Raw genomic sequence first — 18901 nt, forward strand, 5'->3', positions numbered from 1 at the left:
GTTTTAACATGAAGTTAATTTATCAGCATATGCTTAGTTTTTTACTAATCATTCTTACTACGGTATCAATAATCGGTTTTTCTGAAATAAATAATGCAACTAAACAATCATATGAATATAATTATCAGAGAATGGAAGATTTTGCTTCAGCTTTAGGCACACTAGCCGTAAGCGATGAAAAAAAGGGCTCGGCCATGTTAAACCCCAAATTTTTGCATAAATTAGAATTCGTCCTCCATAGTGATAGGGTGTATCTTAGTGTTTTTGATAAGCAAGGTGCTCAGATTTATCCTAAGAAAAATGACGACATCCACCTAACTTCAAAGAGGGTTCTGCAATTAAAGCAGGGAAAGAAGCTTCACATCAAAAATAATAATGAAGCACTTTCCAGCTTGGGGCATAAAAAGAATGCCTGTACTGGCGTTCTTTTACCGTGGAAAGACAAAGGCAAATTTATTGGGGCAATTTGGTTAGGAGTCCGGGTGGCCAAGGTTGAAAGACCGGTGACAATAGCTAAGCAAAATTTGTTTAGTGCTCTTGTTTCAGCAATTATTGTGGGTTTGATGCTTAGTTTGATTCTTTCTTTTTATGCAACTGACAGAATAAAAAAGCTATCACTTGCCACTAAAAAAGTTGCTGCTGGTGATTTTGATGTCCAAACAAACTATAGCGGAAATGATGAGATAACTCAGCTTGCTGATAACTTCAATCAAATGGTTCGCGCTTTAAAAAAATCAAATCAAGAGCTTAAGGAGCAAGAAAAAAGGCGTGATCAATTTATGGCTGATGCGGCTCATGAAATGCGAACCCCTCTGACTACTATTAATGGTATTTTAGAGGGCTTGCAATATGATGCCATTCCTGATAAAGCAAAGCCTAAATCTATTGCCTTAATGAATAGGGAAACTAAGCGTCTGATCAGGTTAGTTAACGAAAATTTGGATTATGAAAAAATTCGTAATAATCAAATAAACCTAGTTAAAACCACTTTTAATGCTAGAAAAACACTCGATGATGTGACAATGCAGCTTAAACAAAATGCTGCCAAGGTTAATGACACAATTACTATCAAGGCACCAAGAGATTTGCCTATCTATGCTGATAAAGATCGTTTTACTCAAATAATGGTTAATTTGGTTCAGAATGCAATTCAGTTTACTTCTGATGGCGAAATTCAAATAAGTGGCTACCGCGTTGCTCATGCAACAACTATTGTTGTTGAGGATAATGGTATTGGGATGAATCAACAACAAATTAAATATGTTTTTGAAAGATATTTTAAAGCTGATCCTTCTCGTAGCCGCTCTGGCAAAGGGGAGTATGGCTTAGGCTTGTCAATAGTTTCTTCTTTGATCAAACAACATGGTGGCAAAATAAGTGTGCAGTCAGAAATAAATCAGGGGGCTGAATTTACAATTATTTTATTTGATCGTGGATATGAACAATACCTTGAAAATTAAAAAAATCATTTCCAAGTTCGGAAATGATTTTTTGGTTTTCAGAGTTTATTCGTTATCTTTTGTTGCCTCATGCCAGATCTTTGCAGTCGCAGGAATGCTTCCCAAATTCGTAAGGTCGTCTTTATTAACTACAATTAGATTGTTAGGTCCCTTAGCTAAATTATTGAAACTGTCCAAACTCTGATTTTTAAAGTAGCCGTCACTTGCTTTAGCCAGACTGGCTTGCAATTGATCTATCCGATATGCTTCAGCTTCAGCTTCTGTTTTGACAGCTTCAGCTTTAGCCTTAGCCGTTGCAATTAAAGCATCATTTTTAGCCTTTGTAGTCAGTTCAATATTTTTAGCTTCACCTTCAGCTTTTTCAATAGCAGCTATTTTTTCACGATCGGCAGTTAGCTGTTTGTCCATGGCCTTTTGAATTTCGGTGCTAGGTAAAAGTTCATCAATGTTGACTCTGACTACACGAATGCCATAAATGTCCGTTAAATCACCAATAGCATCTGAGAGCTGACTGTTAATACTACTTGTTGAACCTAAAGCATCATTTAGATCCATCCGTCCAATAATGTCCCTTAAATGGCCACGGATAAGCTCAACCATTGATTTAACTGAATCTGTATTATTGTAAAAATACTTATAGGAATCAGTTACTAAGTAATTTAAAGTTAAGCTGGTAGTAATTTCTGCATTGTCTTTAGTAATAATTGAGTATTTTGAAATTTCTGCCGGAAACATTGCCAAGGAAACTTTACGCAACCTCTGTATTACGGGGATGATTAGCACTAAACCAGCTTTTACGGTTCTGGAATATTTTCCTAATGTTTCTATTAAACCTTCATTATTTTGCGGGACGACCCGGCAGCAAGAGAGTAATAAAAACAAAAGCAGCACGACAATTATGATAAATTTCATTTTAACCTCCAAATTAAAAAATTATGATTATTTCTTAATTATATGACTTTTTATGATTTTTTCTAGGTTTAGTCTGCTTTTCAGTTAAATGATTGCCAGAAACAGATTCTGGAATTGTTGTGATTTCTTCTTCACGACCTTTAAGTTCTGTAGCATCCGTTTTGTATAATCTGGTAGTAGATTTGCGCTGTTTGCTTATAAGTGCAGTGGATTTATTTTTTAATTGCTGTCGGAGGTCTTCCATCTGCATATAATTGGTTAAATAGTCAAACTGTGTGGGGTCAACGGGTTTAAAACCACTAGGAGTGTAAAAACGCAATAAATTATGATTATTTAATAAGTCGGAGTATTTAAGTGACTTTTTGCCTGCTTTTGCCAACTTTGTAATTTCATATTTTTCTTGTTCAGTAAAATTAATGATCTGCTTTCCGCTTTTACGGTCGTAAACAATGCCCTTTAACCCTTTACCTCCAATAATAACGTATTTCTGACTAACAATAGTTCCGTTCCTAAAAGTAAGCCATGGGCGATATTTTGGAGCTAGCAGATCACTGCCAAACTGTATATAATTGCGATTTGAAATTCCCAGAAGATGGAGCAAAGTCGGCAATACATCTATTTCACCTGCAACTTCCTGTTTGATTTTTCCCTTTAAATTCGTAGCATGTATCATAAAAGGTACACGTTGCATTTGAACATTATTATAAGTATTCCAAGTGTCAGAACTTTCACCTACGATTGGTGCCAAAGTTTCATTTTCAGAATTTGTTAATCCATAATGATCTCCATAAATTACAACCATAGTATTTTTAATCAAACCTGATTTCTTCAGGTAATTGAAAAATTCGCGGATAGATTGATCCAAATAATGGGCTGTTTCAAAGTAGTTATTAATTGAATTGTCTGAAGTATCACTGGTTTTAAAACTCGGATCCAGGTCCTCTTCGTCCATGTCAAAGGGAGTATGATTTGTAACGGTAATAAATTTAGTATAAAAAGGCTGCTGCATCCTTTCTAAATATTTGATGCTTTCAGCAAACATAATTTTATCTTTGATGCCATAGCCAATATGGTCATTTTTATCATGACTAAAGTAATTTTGGTCAAAGAAATAGTTATAACCCATATTTTTATAAACATCATCACGGTTCCAAAAAGTGCCGACATTGCCATGAAATACAGCAGAAGTGTAGTTGCCATGTTGACGCAAAATTTGAGGAGCAGCCTGAAAAGTATTTGAGCTGCCCATGGCAGTGAATAATGATCCGTCAGAAATACCATAAGTGCTGGTTTCCAGCATGTTTTCGGCGTCACTGGTTCGGCCAATTCCAACTTGGTGGTAAAAATTGGCAAAACTTAATGTATGTTTGTTGTGATAAAGTGAATTGAGATAGGGAGTAACTTCCTTACCATTAATTTTTAAATCAATTAAAAACTGTTGAAAGCTTTCCAAATGAATTACTATTACATTTTTCCCTTTTTCTTTACCAAAATATTCTGTGTTTACTGGTAATTTGTTTTTTTTGGTATAAGCTAAAATTTTATTTAAATCAGCAGTATTGGCATTTTTATTTACCTGTTCGGTTTGTTCATTTTTAACAGCATCATAAACCGTGTAGGTATCAATACCAAGATATTTAACAATGTATGATCGATCGAATGTGGTACCTAACAAGCGTGGTCTGGAAGACTCAGCTAAAAAGACATTTAGCACTAAAATTAAAGCACCAACTGAAGTAACAGCAAAAGGTGTAAGGAGGCCAAAAGATTTTTGATCAATTCTGATTTTGTGCGCAATCAGTAATATGATTATTATGATAAGGTCAAGCCACAACAACAAGTCAGAAGGTTGGAGCAGTGCCACTGCACTTTTTCCGAGGCCAGGTGCAACTTTACCAGCATTAGTAATGGTCTTCGCTGTAATAAAATCAGAAAATTGCCGATAGTAAAGAACATTAGCAAATAACAGACCAGAATTTGCCACATCAAGCAGGACCATTGCGCAATATGAAATAACAGGCTTAGAAAAATATAAACCGATACTTATTAATAAAATTGCACTACCAACAGGACTTAACCACATGATAATATGTTGGTAAGGATCTGAAATACCCAAATTGAAATCATGGTAGGCTGCAAAAATGTATTTGAGCGCAAATAAAACAACCAGAAGGCAGAAAAAGCCTATACGAGTCTGAATGAAGTTAGTCAGATTTTTTTTATTCAAAATGAACTCTCCCTTATCAGACTATTTTAAAAGTTTCTGTACTTTTAGACAATCTTTTCTGTTTTGTTAGACCTTTTTTAATAATTAATTGCGGAAACTTGAGTATAATTTAAATGAACTATATTTTAGGAATTGAATCAGAATGATATTTTTAGGACCACTGTATAACCTGCTTTCGCAACTTTACGCTACTAAAATAAATCATTTTGCTTTGATTAAGTTGATTGTACTGGCACTGGATAAAACTATCTTTTATTTTCTGTTTTTTATGGTAATACGCTTAATCTGGCTAATGACTATTAGAAGTCGGCGTACAATTAAGTCTGAGGCGTCAGTATGGTTATTTGCTTTTTATTTAATTTTAGTACTGATGTTGACTACTTTTCGTAACACTTATTTTCCCTGGAACCTGACGCTTAATCTGCACAGGCCTTTAAACGAAATAAATTTTGTCTTTTTGAGGGAAACTTGGAAAATGTATCATGCCCCTAGCAGGCTAGACTTTGTATATAATTCTTTAGGTAATATCCTGTGCTTTATCCCATTTGGATTTTTGTCACCCTTTGTTTTTTCAAAAAAACAAACCTTCTGGCGTGTTGTTTTGGCCGGTGTCATTTTTTCGGTATTTATTGAAGGAATGCAGTTTTTACTGGAAACCGGCGTGACTGATATTGACGATGTGTTCTTTAACAGTTGTGGAACGGTAATTGGTTATTTCTGCTATTGGCTTGTAATGATAATCAGGAGAAAGACGCGTAAAACTAACTAAAAGCACTGGTATTTGTAAAATAAGATTGCTAAAATGTTCTTGTGAAATACATATTTAATTCAGTAAGGAGAGCGTGTTTATGAGTTTAATTAAATTTGATAGTACAAAACTGACACCATTTGTTCACGATAACGAACTAGGCGAGATGCAAGCTTTAGTTAACGTTGCCGATAAAGAACTTAGAGATGGTTCAGGTGCTGGCAATGATTTTCTGGGTTGGGTCGATTTGCCAGTTAATTATGACAAAGAGGAATTTGCCAGAATCAAAAAAGCAGCCCAAAAGATTCAAAGTGACTCTGAAGTTTTAGTTTGTATCGGTATTGGTGGTTCATATTTAGGCGCTCAGGCAGCTATTGAGTTTTTAAATGGTGCATTTTATGGCAAGGGTAAAGAAAAATATCCTACTGTTGTATTTTGCGGCAACTCCTTATCAGGCTCGTATTTACATGATCTGATTGAATGGCTTGGTGACAAGGACTTTAGTGTTAATGTCATTTCTAAATCTGGTACTACTACTGAACCAGCTGTTGCTTTTCGCATTTTTAAAGATAAATTAATTGAAAAGTATGGCGCAGATGAGGCTAAGAATAGAATCTTTGCTACAACAGATCGTGCTAAAGGAGCTTTAAAAACTGAAGCAGATGCTGAAGGTTATGAAGAATTTGTTGTGCCGGATGATATTGGTGGACGCTACAGCGTACTGTCAGCTGTTGGTTTGTTGCCGATTGCAGTTTCGGGAGCTGATATTGACCAATTAATGAAAGGCGCTGCTGATGCAAGAGCAGAGTTTACTAATACGGATTTAAGCAACGCGACTCCTTATCAATATGCTGCTTTGCGTAATATTCTTTATCGCAAAGGCTACACCACTGAAATTGTTGAAAACTATGAACCAACTTTAAGAATGTTCAGTGAATGGTGCAAGCAATTAATGGGAGAATCAGAAGGAAAGGATAATAAGGGCATTTGGCCGGCCAGTGCCAACTTTACGACTGATTTGCACTCATTGGGTCAATATATTCAAGAAGGCAGAAGAAATCTTTTCGAAACAGTTATTAGAGTCGAAAATCCAGCAAATGATGTGAAAATCCCTTCTGATGATCGTAATTTAGACCAGTTAAATTTCTTATCTGGTAAAAGTTTAAACTTTGTAAATGAACGTGCCTATGAAGGAGTTGTTCTTGCTCACACTGATGGTGGTGTTCCTGTTATGACAGTTAATATTCCTGATCAAACAGAACACACTTTAGGTTACTTAATTTACTTCTTTGAACTGGCAATTGCTGTTTCTGGCTACGTTAATGGCATTAATCCATTCAACCAACCTGGTGTTGAAGAATATAAACGGAACATGTTTGGATTGCTTAATAAACCAGGTTATGAAGAATTACACGATGATTTGACAGCTAGATTCAAGGAAGAAAAATAATTTTTAATTATTGAAACTTTTTTAAAATAAGCTTATTATAATTATATGCTTACTTTATACAAGCTATATTGATATAAATTAAATATAAAATATATATCATCCTGTACATTGTATCTATTCATGTTAACCATTATGGAAAGGGTAAAAGTTTTTGACTTTTAACCTTTTTTTATTAGGGAGATTTATTTATATGGAAGAAAAGAAAGAAACACCCAAGAGGGTTTTGGCAATTATCAGTTGTGCTTTAATGGCTTTTGTTTCCATTTTGACAGAAACAAGTTTAAACGTTACCTTTCCCACATTGATGAAACAATTTCATATTGGTTTGGGATTAGTTCAGTGGACGACAACAGGGTATTTATTAACAATTTCTGTGATTATGGTTGCAAGCTCATATTTAAATGACCGTTTTTCGGCAAGACAGTTGTTTTTAACCGCTGCAATTGCATTTATTGCCGGTTCAATTGTGGCTGCTTTTGCCTCTAATTTCTGGGTCTTACTCGCAGGTCGGTTAATTTCTTCAATTGGAGCAGGATTGTCAATACCGTTAATGTTTAATATGGTAGTGGAATTAATGCCGCAAGAAAAATGGGGCTTCTATATGGGTTTGACTGGTTTAGTCATTATTCTTGCGCCGTCTCTAGGTCCCACATTTGGTGGCACAGTTGTTTACTATTTTGGCTGGCCACTAATTTTTGAGATTGTAGCTGTAATTGCTGTATTTATTATGATTTTGGGTTTATTCGTAATTGAACAATACCATGAGAAAAAGCATCCGAGTTTTGACTGGCTAAGTTATATTGTTATTGCTAGTGCAATGGTAATTTTTAACTTAGGTTTCAATAGAATTAGTAATGGTTTTACAGATATTGGTTTTTGGCTCAGCATGATTGTCGTGGCAATTTTGGTATACACATTTATAAAATTGTCACGCTCCAGCAAAAAGAAACTGATAAACTTGAATATTTTTAAAAATAAACCCTTTATTTTTGCCATGATATCTTATCTATTATTGCAGTTTATCAATATTGGTACCAGTTTCGCTGTGCCTAATTATGTGCAAATTGTTAATCATGCCAGTTCTTTAATCGGGGGATTAGTTTTGCTTCCCGGTTGTATTATTAGTGGTATTTTAAACCCCTGGTTTGGTCATATTTATGATAAAAAGGGTGCGCCATTGCCACTGCTTACGGGAACAGTATTCTGCTTAACGGCCTGTTTGCTTTTTTCTTTGTTTAGTTTGAAAATCAGTACATTCATGGTCGGTGTTTTTTATGGCATTATGATTATTGGTCGCCAGATGGCGTTTAACAACACTATGGCTGAAGCATCGAAATTACAACCAGAAGAATTGCATACTGATGCGACCGCAGTCTTTCAAACTGGCCAACAATATGCTGGATCAATGGGAACAACAGTAATGGCAGCTATTATTTCATCATGGCAAAAAAGACCTGGTAATTATGCAACACTTACGGCACAGGGCAGTCAGGAAGCATTTTTATTTTTGACATTTGTCAGTGTGATAATTTTGCTTAGTTATTTAAACTTATTCAGACTTGAGAAGAAATTGAATTAAAATAAATCAAAAAATGGCTATTGAAAGCTTCGTTACAAATAACGAGGCTTTTTTTTCACCTCTTTAGTGCAAATCTCTGATTTAAGCATTTTCAAAAATTTGTCATGATAGAGGTGTAGAAAATGTTTTTTAGAAAGGAAAATTTTATGAGTAAGAAAATTTTATTAATTTGTGGTTCAGGTGCATCTTCTGGTTTTATGGCTGCAAATATGCGTAAAGCCGCGAAGAAAGCTGGTTTGGATTTTAAAATTCAAGCTAGAAGTGAAGCAGAATTATCTGATTATGCTAACGATATTGATGCATTAATGGTAGGACCTCACTTAAAATCTGAATTTAATGCAATAAAAAGTAGGGTACCTGAGAATGTAAAAGTTATTTTGATGAAGCCAGATTACTATTCAATCCTAGATGGTAAGGGTGCAATAGAGCATTTGGAAAAAGAACTAGAACAGTAGGATAAGAAAGGAGTTTTAAAAATGAATAGCTTCATGAATTTTTTAAATAATAAATTCGCTCCCAGAGCGCAAAAAATTGCAAATAATCAGTGGATTGTGACAATTAAAAACTCAATATTGGAAGTGCTGCCATTTATTTTTGTTGGTTCACTGATAACTCTATTAAATATTCCAACAAATTTTTGGAAATGGTGGCCAGACTTGTCTCCAATCAGTAGTTTTACTTTTGGCTTAACTTCAATCTTTGTTGCTTTTTTAGTACCGTTTAATTTTATGGAATTTAAAAAGATTAATAAGCAAAGAATAATTGCGGGCTTATCTTCAGTTGCACTTTTTTTGATGTTAGCTAACCCGTCTTGGGATAAAACAGGCAGTATAATATCATATCAATTTTCAGAACTAGGTGCAGGAGGCATGTTTGTAGCTTTAATTGAAGGAATTTACGTTTCTTTAATTATGGAACTGTTTGGTAAATTTAGTTTTTTTAGTGATGATACCTCGATGCCAGACTTTGTGACCGCATGGTTTGATTCTATGCTGCCAATCACGGTCGTGATTGCGACAGGATGGATACTAACAAATATTTTGCATTTTAATTTTTATCAATTGATAGTGAATATTTTTGCCCCTCTAACTACTTCATTAGATACCTGGTGGGGTTTCTCCATATTTCTTTTTTTCGAATGCTTTATCTATTCAATGGGTATATCTGGATGGGTGTTAGCTGCAATTGATCAGCCTGTTATGTTTGCTGGTATAGCAGCTAATGCTAAAGCATTTAGTTCTGGACATGCAGTTACACATATCTTTACCAGTGAACTTATTTATAGTTTTCCTTGGATTGGAGGGGTTGGTTGTACTATGCCGCTAGTATTAATGATGTTATTTTTAGCGAAATCAAATCGTCTAAAAGCTCTTGGCAAAGCCAGCGTTTTACCAACTGTTTTTAATATTAATGAACCAGTTGTATTTGGCACAATAGTTTGGAATCCTTACTTAATGATTCCATTATGGATCAATGGCATTGTTTTGCCTTTAATTACTGCGTTTTGGTTTAAAGCAGGACTTTCTCCAATACCCCACTCGTTAATGCAGATGTGGTATATCCCATTTCCTTTTGTCACTTGGATTGTTAGTCCAGCAATCAGTTCAATAATTTTATTATTACTTCTCTTTGTCGTTGGTGGATTAATATATTATCCATTTTTTAAAGTTTACGACAGGAATTTGGTTAAACAAGAAACTGGAAGAGAGGCATAGAAGTGGAAGATAGTAAACAGTTGAGAGAAGAAAATATCAAAAACACAATGAACATTATTCTAAACGCTGGCGATGCGCGCGATTTCATTAGTAAAGCCCTTGATGATGTCGCAGATTATAATTATGACAATGCAAAAATGAATATGAAGAAAGCAAATGAAAAATTAATAATAGCTCATCGTCTGCAAACCAAGAAAATTCAGGAAGAAGCTGAAGGTAAACCTATAGAATATTCTGTATTATTTACCCATGCTCAAGATACATTGATGACAATTAATAGTGAATATAATTTGGTAAAGCATTTAATAAATTTATTTGAAAAGCGCAATTGTAAATGTGGAGGTGTTCAAAATGAGAAAAAATAATTTTCCATTTTTCCCCAATAACTTCTTATGGGGAGGTGCTCAAGCTGCAAGTCAAGCAGATGGTGCGTTTAAAGAAGATGGTAAAGGATTAAATTCCTCAGACATACAGCCATATCTTCAAGGTTTAACTAACGACGAGTTACAGAGTATAGAGTCAAAAGGGATGACACTTAAGGACGTTAAAAAATATAGTCAAGATACTGAAAATTATTTTCCTAAACGTTTTGGTATTGACTTTTATCATACTTATAAAGAAGATTTACAGCTTTTAGCTGATGCAGGTTTTACTACCTTTAGAACTTCTCTAGATTGGTCGAGAATTTTTCCTAATGGAGACGATGAAAAGCCTAATGAAAAGGCACTAAGGCACTACTCAGATATGATCGATTGTATGGTGCAATTAGGAATTGAACCAATTATCACAATGAATCATTATGAAACTCCTATTAATATTACACTTAAATATGGGGGTTGGCCTAATAAGAAAGTAATTCCTCTTTTTGTGAAATTTGGCAAAGTATTGTTGAATTGGTTCGGTGATCGCGTAAAATATTGGATTGTAGTTAATCAAATTAATATGGTTCAAATAGAACCTTGGCTTTCAGTTGGAGTAGCTAGTGATCAATATCCAAATCAAGAACAAGCTCTTTATCAAGCAATGCATAATCAAATTGTGGCAGCAGCAGAAATAAAAAATTATGCACGTTCTTTGAATAATCCTAATATACACATTGGAACAATGGTTGCTGATGGTACTGTTTATCCTGCAAGTAGTAAGCCGGACGATGTTATTCTTGCAATGCAGCAAAATCGTATGCAATATTTTGTGACAGATGTTCAATTTAGAGGTAAATATCCCAAATTTGCTTTAAATTATTTTAATGATGAGCATATTGAACTTGATATTACGCAAAATGAAATGAAATTAATTAACGAAAATCGTATGGATTTTTTAGCTATTTCTTATTACTATTCTCGTATGGTTGACTCAACTAAGAATAAGATGCAGCCAGCAGATAATTTACAAAATCCGAATTTGAAACAAAGTAGTTGGGGCTGGGCCATTGATCCTCAAGGACTATACAATACTTTATCTCAATATTATGATCGCTATCAAAAACCAATTATTATTGCTGAAAACGGCTTAGGTGCTTATGACAAATTGGAAAGTGACAAAAAAATACATGATCCTTATCGTTCAGAATATCTGAGTATGCATATTGAACAAGTAGGAAGGGCAATACATGATGGGGCAGAAGTAATTGCTTATTGCGCTTGGGGTCCGATTGATATCGTTTCGTGTTCTTCTCAACAAATGTCAAAACGTTATGGCTTTGTTTATGTAGATATTGATGATAACGGACAGGGAAGCAGAAAACGTTACTTAAAAGACAGCTACTTCTGGTATAAACAAGTAATTAGCTCGAATGGTAAATATATATAAATGAATCAGGAATAAGAAAAAATTTTAAAAGCAACAAATGCACTTTTTGAGATGACTTAATTAATAGCGAAAATTCCTCGAGAGGATTTAGTACATTATAAAAAGTTTTTTGCTCAAGAATAGTGAAAGCCAGTTTTGTAAATCTTTAAACAGGTAACAATTTTGTTATCTAAGTTTCTCCTTAAAAAGATTGATTTTAAAATTTTAATGATACTATCATTGATATTATAAAAATAAAATACATTTTTGCAGTATAACTAGACTCCAAGAGTATCTAGTTATACTTTTTTATTACTCAGTATAAAATTAAATATTTTTAATATTTTTATGTACATTTTTAAATAAAATGATAAAATACTTAATAATTAAATTTAAGGAGGAAAAAGCAATGAGGCGAATTAGCAATCAGCATATTTCGATTTTGTCACAAATTATTTTGCAGACAATGTATACCTAATCAACTATTATATTAAAGGAGTACAAATATGGCTGATACAACCAATACTAACAAACTAACAGTAAAAACTTTTCTAAACAACATTTTAGCAGGAACTGCAACTGGAATAATCGTAGGCTTGATTCCAAATGCAGTTGTCAGTGCAATTTTAAAACTATTTGGTCAAAATACAGTGACGGCATCTATTAACCAGGCATTACTGATTTTTCAATGTGCTACACCTTTGCTAATTGGTGCGTTAATTGCCATCCAATTTAAAATGGTGCCACTGGATGTTGCCATTGTAGGGGCAGCTGCTTATGTTGGCTCTGGTGTTACAAAATTCGTACCACAAATTGTGAACCCTGCTACTAAAGCTCAAGGTGTCTTTGTTTCGGCAGGAACAGGCGATCTTATTAATACTATGATTACAGCTGGCTTGGCTGTGGGGCTTTTGTTATTAGTGGGTCAACGTTTTGGCTCTGTCAAAATTGTTGCAGCTCCGATTGTTGTTGGTGGAGGAGCAGGTTGGATCGGCATGATGATTTTGCCATATGTAAGCAAAATCACCACCTGGCTTGGGTCAGTAATTAATTCCTTTACTAATTTACAGCCGATATTAATGTGTATTTTAATTTCCTGTATGTTTGCAATTTTGATAATTTCACCAATATCAACTGTGGCAATTGGAATGGCTATACAATTAAATGGTCTTTCGGCAGGTGCAGCAGCAATGGGAGTCGCGGCAACGACACTGGTATTGGTCGTTCATTCTTGGCGAACTAATAAATCAGGAGTTACTATTGCAATTGCATTAGGAGCAATGAAAATGATGATGCCCAATCTTTTCAGGCATCCAGTTATTGTTTTACCAACATTAATTACAGCAGCACTTTCCGCTATTCCAGTGGCTCTATTTCACGTTAGTGGAACTCCAGCTTCTGCTGGTTTCGGTCTCGTTGGCCTAGTAGGGCCCCTGGCATCCTTAGATGCTGGCAAAGCAAGTATTAATATTGTAATGGCCTTGATTGTCTGGATAGTATTTCCAGTTCTAGTAGCAATGGTTTGCCGTTTTCTCTTTGAAAAAGTATTTCATGTTTATGATGAAAAGGTAGCCTTTGCCTATCTAGGTGAATAATTGTAATTACTTAAATCTGTCATAAAAAACAAATCCTTACTTACACCAATTTATTTTAAACATCAAAAAACTCGTGAAAAACAAATTTTGTTTTATTCACGAGTTTTTATTTGTAAACAGGTTACTAATTTAAATTAAATTTTTCCCATGCAGTTTCGATTTGATCATAATTTAATGCTGCTGTCTTAGGAAAAAGTAATTTAGCATCTTTTAGATCCGTTTTAGAACCAACGCCAACTGATAAAGCACCTGACTTGTTGATAGCAGTGATACCTGCAATTGAATCTTCAATACCTACGCAATCTTGTGGTTTAAGATTAATTGCTTCAGCTGCAGCAATAAAAATGTCTGGTGCTGGCTTACCAGCAGCAACTTTACTTGGATCTGCAATAGCATCAAATGCATCTGTCAACTGTAATTTTTCCAAAATGAATGGACCATTTAAACTAGCAGAAGCCAAAGATAGTTTAACGTTGTTTTTCTTTAGGGCTGAAATTAACTCACTAATTCCAGGTAAGATATTAGCGGGGGTTAAACTGGCTAGTAAATTCCGAAAAATATTGTTTTTTTCAGTGGTCATTTCATTAAATTTTTCTTGTGACACGGAGATATTTAAAAATTTTAAGATTGCCTTTAAAGAATCTGTTCGGCTGACACCTTTTGTTTGTTTTTCAAGTTCATCTGGCAATTCAAGGTTAAAATGAATTTTGATTAATTTTCTCCAAGCTTGGAAATGGTATACGGATGTATCTGCAATGACTCCATCTAGATCAAAGAGAACGCCTTTCATTTAAAAACTTCCTTTCACTTGTTACTGGCGTAGTATCAAGTATTTTCTTAATTTGGTTAAAATCTTCGTCTGAAATATTAATAAATGGCAACAGACTATTCAATTCTACCATAGAATTTTCACCAAATTTTTTGAGATTGTCGGGATCTTGCAAAAAGTCAAAAACTGTATTGATTGGTCTTAGCTGTTTAACCAGATCCGGATCACCCATTATTAGTTTGGCTGGCATGTTGATATTGTAGTATTCAATATAACTGTTTTCAGGCACATAAGAAATTGTAAAATCACCGTTAGTCAATACCAAAGGTAAATATGCTCGCTTGCCATTAATTTCTACTTTATCCTTCACTTTAGGTAATTTTACAGTCACTTTTTGACCAAAGGGAATGCGAAGGTTGACTTTGATAGTGTGTTGGGTCTCAGCTTCAAGTTGGTAAGCCATTTTGAGATCACCGTATGAACTGTGGTAGTGACCTGAAATCTTTTTCAATCGGTAATCAAATTGGGGTGCAAAAAGCACGTTTTGATAGCCATTGGTTTGTTTTCTTAGTCCCAAAACTTGTTGATAAGCCCACTGCATAATGGCACCGATTGAATAGTGGTTCAAAGAGTTCATCCCTTCCGGATTCATTGAGCCATCTGGCAAGACTGAGTTCCAGCGTTCCCAAATAGTAGTAGCTCCTAAATTAACTTCATAGAGCCAGCTTGGAAAATCTTCGTTGAGAAAAATTTCTGTTGCTAATTTATGTTTGCCATTTTCTGATAAAACCTGACAAATAAAGGGCGTTCCAATAAAGCCAGTTTGTAAATGATTGTTGTCCTTTTTTAGCCTCTGAACAAGATCCTTAACAACGCGTTTTTTCTGTTCTTTTGATACCAGATTAAAATGAAGGGCTAGGGCATATGCAGTTTGTGTATCAATTGCTAGACGGCCATTTTTAGTAATAAATTCAGCTCTGATAGCTTTTTTAATGGTTTGGGCTTGTTGTTGATACTTTTGAGCATCATTGGTATTACCCAAAATTTTTGCTGCTTGAGCAACAATCCAACTGGAATAAGCGTAATAAACCGAGGCAATATAATCTTCATCGGTCTTTCCGCTAGGAACCGCAGGGTTTTCACTATCTAAAGACAGCCAATCACCAAACTGAAAGCAACCAGTCCAAAGGTTCTTGGTAGTGGTTGCTTGACTGATCCAATCTACCCAGTTTTTCATACTAGAATAGTTTTGCCTTAAAATAGCTGGATCAGCTGTTGCTTGATAGGCAGTCCACGGGATAACAGTCGCTGCATCACCCCAAATTGCTGCACCACCACTGTCATTTCCCATAGCTGGCGCGTACATTGTTAGCATACCGTTATGTGCAGCCTGTTCAATTTTCATATCTTTAGCATATTTTTTAAAAAATGGATAGGCATTCATGTTTAAGATGGCAGTGCTGGCAAAAATGTCGGCATCCCCAGACCAGCCTAAACGCTCATCTCGTTGCGGACAGTCTGTTGGAACATCAAAGAAGTTGCTTTTTTGACTCCATAAAACGTTTTGAAGCAGGCGATTAACTTTGGCATTAGTGGTTTTTATACTACCAGTAAGTTCAAGATCGGAATAAATTACCGCTGCCCTGAAATCATCTTTTCTTAAGGGGTGGGAATTGCCGGAGACTTTGACATAGCGGTAACCGTAGTAGGTAAAATGTGGTCTGATCCATTTTTGTTTACCGTTTGAAATATAGTGAAAAGCAGCACGAGCCTCGCGCAAATTATCCCGGTAAAAATTGCCGTCTTGAAGGATTTCTCCCATTTGTAAGTCAATTTCCTTGCCAGCTGATTCGTGATTGTAAAATTCTGGCCAACCAGCATGATTTTGACCGAAATCAAGAACTGTTTCACCTTTGGGGGTGTGAATAATTTCTTTAACAGGTAAATATTCTTTTATTTTTAGCGGGAGACTTAAACGATCTTGTAATATTTCTTTAGAATGGTTTAATGCGATTGCTGGTTGCCAATCAATTATTTTCTTGGTAGCGTCAAAGTCTTCACCATAATAAATGGCTGATTTGGTTATTTTGCCAGCAGAAGTTTGCCATGAGGCGTCGGTATTTATTATCTGACTACTGCCATCATCATAATCGATATGCAACTCAGCAATAGCCATTTGTTGGTCGCCATAAATGCAATCTTTACCGCCATCGAAACCGAAGTTGCCTTTATACCAACCATTCCCAAGGGAAATTAAAAGTTCCTGTTGTGATTTTTCATTCAGCCTCTCAGTTACGTCATAAGTTTGAATCTGTACCAGTTTGTCATAGGCTGTAACACCTGGTGCAAGGAACTCATTACCAATTTTTTTCTTATTTAAAAAAGCTTCGTAAACTCCTAAACCGCTAATATAAAGGCGAGCTTTTACTACCTTTTTGTTTAAAACAAATTCTTTCTTTAAAAGTGTATTTTGAATGTTGTTATCTTGGTTACCAATCCATTCTGCAGTGAAAGGTTCATTCATCTTACCAGTTTCAAAGAAAGTATTTGCACTTGTTTGGGTATCATCGTTTTTTAACCAAACAGTAACTTCATATCTCGTGCGCGGTTTAAGCTCCAATTCAAAGTCAAAGTAATTATTGTTGTATTGTTGCCACTGACTGTCGAAAATTGGTTCATTTGCAGCAATTGTTATTCTTTTTTGCATATTGATTGAATCATGATCGGCTTCAGCGCTGAATTCAATTCTTAAATGATTGTCTAAATCGTAACCAAGAGGTTTGGTATAATGGTTGACTAAAATATCTTTGATTTTTAACATTGATTTTCCTCTTTATAAATGAGTTTCAAAATGGCCACAGAATGGATCTACAGGGCTTTGCCCGATAAATTTGTCGTGTCCCATCATTTTTTCTAGAAGAGCATCAATTGTGACATCATTGCCTGTATAAGCATTAATATAAGTTGAAACCATTGGAATATCGAAAAGGTGGTAGGGATTGCAGGTGGAAACAAAAACTGTAGGGATGCTTCTCATAAACCAGGGAGCATCAGCTGCCATTAGATGAATCCAATCAAGTCTGGTTGTGGTTTGATTACTTGCCGTTTCAACGTTAGCTACATAAAATGCCAGGTCAAATTGATCCTTTTCGTATTGCACTCCACCTTCGAAAACTTCTGTAAAATCAAGATTTTTACGGTCAAAAACAGTAACTTTAAATCCTTTTTCTTCAAGTTTTTCCTTAAACTTTGCGGTTACTTTTCCGCCCTCTTTAAAGCCGCCATCGTCTGTATCACCTAAAACAACTAACCGTACTCGAGGATATTTTTCAGGAGTAATAGGCAAAAGCTTATCGCGATCTTTAACTAAGGTAACCGATTCTTGTGCTACTTTTTTTGCCATCTTCTTATGTGCAGATAGTTTCAAATCAATATCTGGCGATGCAGGTTCGCAAAGATTATTTTCTGTATCCATCACGCCTTGTGCAACTTTAGTTGCAATTATTCTGGTAACAGCTTCGTCGAGTCGAGTCATTGAAATTCTGCCGCTTTTGACTGCGTCAGTCACAAACCGATAGTCTTCATCGATATCCTTGTTGAATAGGATCATGTCGATTCCTGCGTTAATGGTGGCGGGTAATGCTTCTAAGCGTGGCAAAATTGCATTGTACCCAATCATTGGCGTGGCATCAGTAATTGTGAGACCATTAAAATGCAAAACAGTCCGTAAAAGTCCATCAGTTAGCAGTTTGGAAGTAGAGGCAGGGCGTAAATCCTTATTTTCAATACCTGGTTGTAAACGGCGTTCCCAGGCTGGTTGCATAATGTGGGCAATCATTATGGCAGGCAAACCATTTTGAATTAAGTGACGATAGATTTGCCCGTATGATTCCATCCATTTGTCAGCAGATAACGAGTTAATTGAACTCAAAAGATGTTGGTCTCGCTCATCAACGCCATCACCGGGGAAGTGTTTTGCTACTGGAATAATATGATTAGCATTAAAACCTTTGATTTGTGCATCTGACATTCTAAGCACACGCTCTTTATTGCTGCCATATGTTCTTACATTCATTATGGGGTTACGAAAGTTTAAATCAAGATCTACAATTGGTGCAAAAGCCATGTTGCCACCGACTTGTTTAGCCTCATAGCCCGATACATAACCCAAATTATATGCATTCTTTTCGTTGTTGGTAGCAGCAATTTGCAAAGGTCTGCCGAACCATGTTCCTTCGCCTAATAATCCATTCCCACCTGCTTCCAAGTTGGCAGCAACAAAAAGGGGAGTTTGACTTGCTTTCTGCGAAACTGCTATTTCACGTTGCAATTTTTGAGCTTTATCAGGACGATACATAATACCACCAGGCTGATATTTCTGAATAAATTTAGTTAAATCTTTTTTATCTTCATCTTCACCAATAACAAAGAAAAGCTGTCCTATTTTAGCAGCAAGAGACATGTTAGTTATTTTATTTTTGACAAAAGCGATCTCTGCAGCTGATAAGTTATACGGACTTTGAGTTAAATCAGTCATATTTTCCTCCCAAATTTAGAAAAGTCTTGCTTTGTTCTTCATTTTAACTTAATGTAAAAAAGCAAACTATTGTTAAATTACATAATAAAACTGTTTATTTCACAGAATCTCTTTCATAAAT

14 protein-coding genes are annotated in these 18901 nt (G+C 35.2%); 9 read left to right on the forward strand and 5 right to left on the reverse strand.

What is annotated here, in order from left to right:
• The first annotated feature begins 8 nt into the window (after positions 1 to 8).
• The gene (locus F5ESL0261_RS04165) at positions 9 to 1460 is read left to right on the forward strand and encodes a HAMP domain-containing sensor histidine kinase (protein WP_122052275.1); all 1452 of its coding nucleotides are present in this window, start codon (positions 9 to 11) and stop codon (positions 1458 to 1460) included.
• Positions 1461 to 1505: 45 nt separating this feature from the next.
• Here F5ESL0261_RS04165 and F5ESL0261_RS04170 read toward each other — a convergent pair whose 3' ends face one another.
• Together F5ESL0261_RS04170 and F5ESL0261_RS04175 are read right to left on the reverse strand one after the other, a co-directional pair.
• Positions 1506 to 2372, reverse strand: coding sequence for an SPFH domain-containing protein (locus F5ESL0261_RS04170; protein ID WP_122052276.1), 867 nt, complete (start codon positions 2370 to 2372; stop codon positions 1506 to 1508).
• A 34-nt stretch (positions 2373 to 2406) separates the two neighbouring features.
• Positions 2407 to 4599 carry an LTA synthase family protein gene (locus tag F5ESL0261_RS04175; RefSeq protein ID WP_122052277.1) on the reverse strand — a complete coding sequence of 731 codons (2193 nt, stop codon included), beginning with the start codon at positions 4597 to 4599 and terminating at the stop codon, positions 2407 to 2409.
• 142 nt (positions 4600 to 4741) lie between these two features.
• On the opposite strand from F5ESL0261_RS04175, the gene F5ESL0261_RS04180 reads away from it, so the two are divergent.
• From F5ESL0261_RS04180 to F5ESL0261_RS04215, 8 genes are all read left to right on the forward strand, one after another.
• A complete protein-coding gene (locus F5ESL0261_RS04180) occupies positions 4742 to 5368 on the forward strand; it encodes a VanZ family protein (protein WP_046331943.1) in 627 nt (208 codons plus the stop codon).
• 79 nt (positions 5369 to 5447) lie between these two features.
• The gene (locus F5ESL0261_RS04185; protein ID WP_122052278.1) at positions 5448 to 6797 is read left to right on the forward strand and encodes a glucose-6-phosphate isomerase; all 1350 of its coding nucleotides are present in this window, start codon (positions 5448 to 5450) and stop codon (positions 6795 to 6797) included.
• 190 nt (positions 6798 to 6987) lie between these two features.
• The gene (locus F5ESL0261_RS04190) at positions 6988 to 8376 is read left to right on the forward strand and encodes an MFS transporter (protein ID WP_122052279.1); all 1389 of its coding nucleotides are present in this window, start codon (positions 6988 to 6990) and stop codon (positions 8374 to 8376) included.
• 146 nt (positions 8377 to 8522) lie between these two features.
• Complete coding sequence (locus F5ESL0261_RS04195) at positions 8523 to 8831, forward strand: PTS sugar transporter subunit IIB (protein ID WP_122052522.1); 309 nt, start codon at positions 8523 to 8525, stop codon at positions 8829 to 8831.
• Positions 8832 to 8852: 21 nt separating this feature from the next.
• On the forward strand, positions 8853 to 10091 hold the full coding sequence (locus F5ESL0261_RS04200; protein WP_122052280.1) for a PTS sugar transporter subunit IIC: 1239 nt from the start codon (positions 8853 to 8855) through the stop codon (positions 10089 to 10091).
• Positions 10092 to 10093: 2 nt separating this feature from the next.
• Positions 10094 to 10456, forward strand: coding sequence for a PTS lactose/cellobiose transporter subunit IIA (locus tag F5ESL0261_RS04205; protein ID WP_233560898.1), 363 nt, complete (start codon positions 10094 to 10096; stop codon positions 10454 to 10456).
• Complete coding sequence (locus tag F5ESL0261_RS04210) at positions 10443 to 11900, forward strand: glycoside hydrolase family 1 protein (RefSeq protein ID WP_122052281.1); 1458 nt, start codon at positions 10443 to 10445, stop codon at positions 11898 to 11900. The genes F5ESL0261_RS04205 and F5ESL0261_RS04210 overlap by 14 nt, the downstream gene beginning before the upstream one ends.
• 485 nt (positions 11901 to 12385) lie before the next feature.
• Positions 12386 to 13474, forward strand: a complete 1089-nt coding sequence (locus F5ESL0261_RS04215) for a PTS sugar transporter subunit IIC (protein WP_122052282.1) — start codon at positions 12386 to 12388, stop codon at positions 13472 to 13474.
• A gap of 124 nt (positions 13475 to 13598) precedes the next feature.
• Here F5ESL0261_RS04215 and pgmB read toward each other — a convergent pair whose 3' ends face one another.
• Genes pgmB through F5ESL0261_RS04230 form a run of 3 tightly spaced genes read right to left on the reverse strand, consistent with a single transcriptional unit; the run spans position 13599 to position 18780 of the window.
• Positions 13599 to 14264 (reverse strand): beta-phosphoglucomutase, encoded by a 666-nt coding sequence (gene pgmB, locus F5ESL0261_RS04220; RefSeq protein WP_122052283.1) that lies wholly within the window; start codon positions 14262 to 14264, stop codon positions 13599 to 13601.
• On the reverse strand, positions 14245 to 17064 hold the full coding sequence (locus F5ESL0261_RS04225) for an alpha-L-rhamnosidase (protein WP_122052284.1): 2820 nt from the start codon (positions 17062 to 17064) through the stop codon (positions 14245 to 14247). Before F5ESL0261_RS04225 ends, pgmB begins: the two co-directional genes overlap by 20 nt.
• Positions 17065 to 17076: 12 nt before the next feature.
• Complete coding sequence (locus F5ESL0261_RS04230; protein ID WP_122052285.1) at positions 17077 to 18780, reverse strand: glycoside hydrolase family 3 protein; 1704 nt, start codon at positions 18778 to 18780, stop codon at positions 17077 to 17079.
• Between the last annotated feature and the right edge of the window lie 121 nt (positions 18781 to 18901).

It is taken from the genome of Lactobacillus sp. ESL0261 (genome assembly GCF_003693025.1).
GTDB lineage: Bacteria > Bacillota > Bacilli > Lactobacillales > Lactobacillaceae > Lactobacillus > Lactobacillus kullabergensis.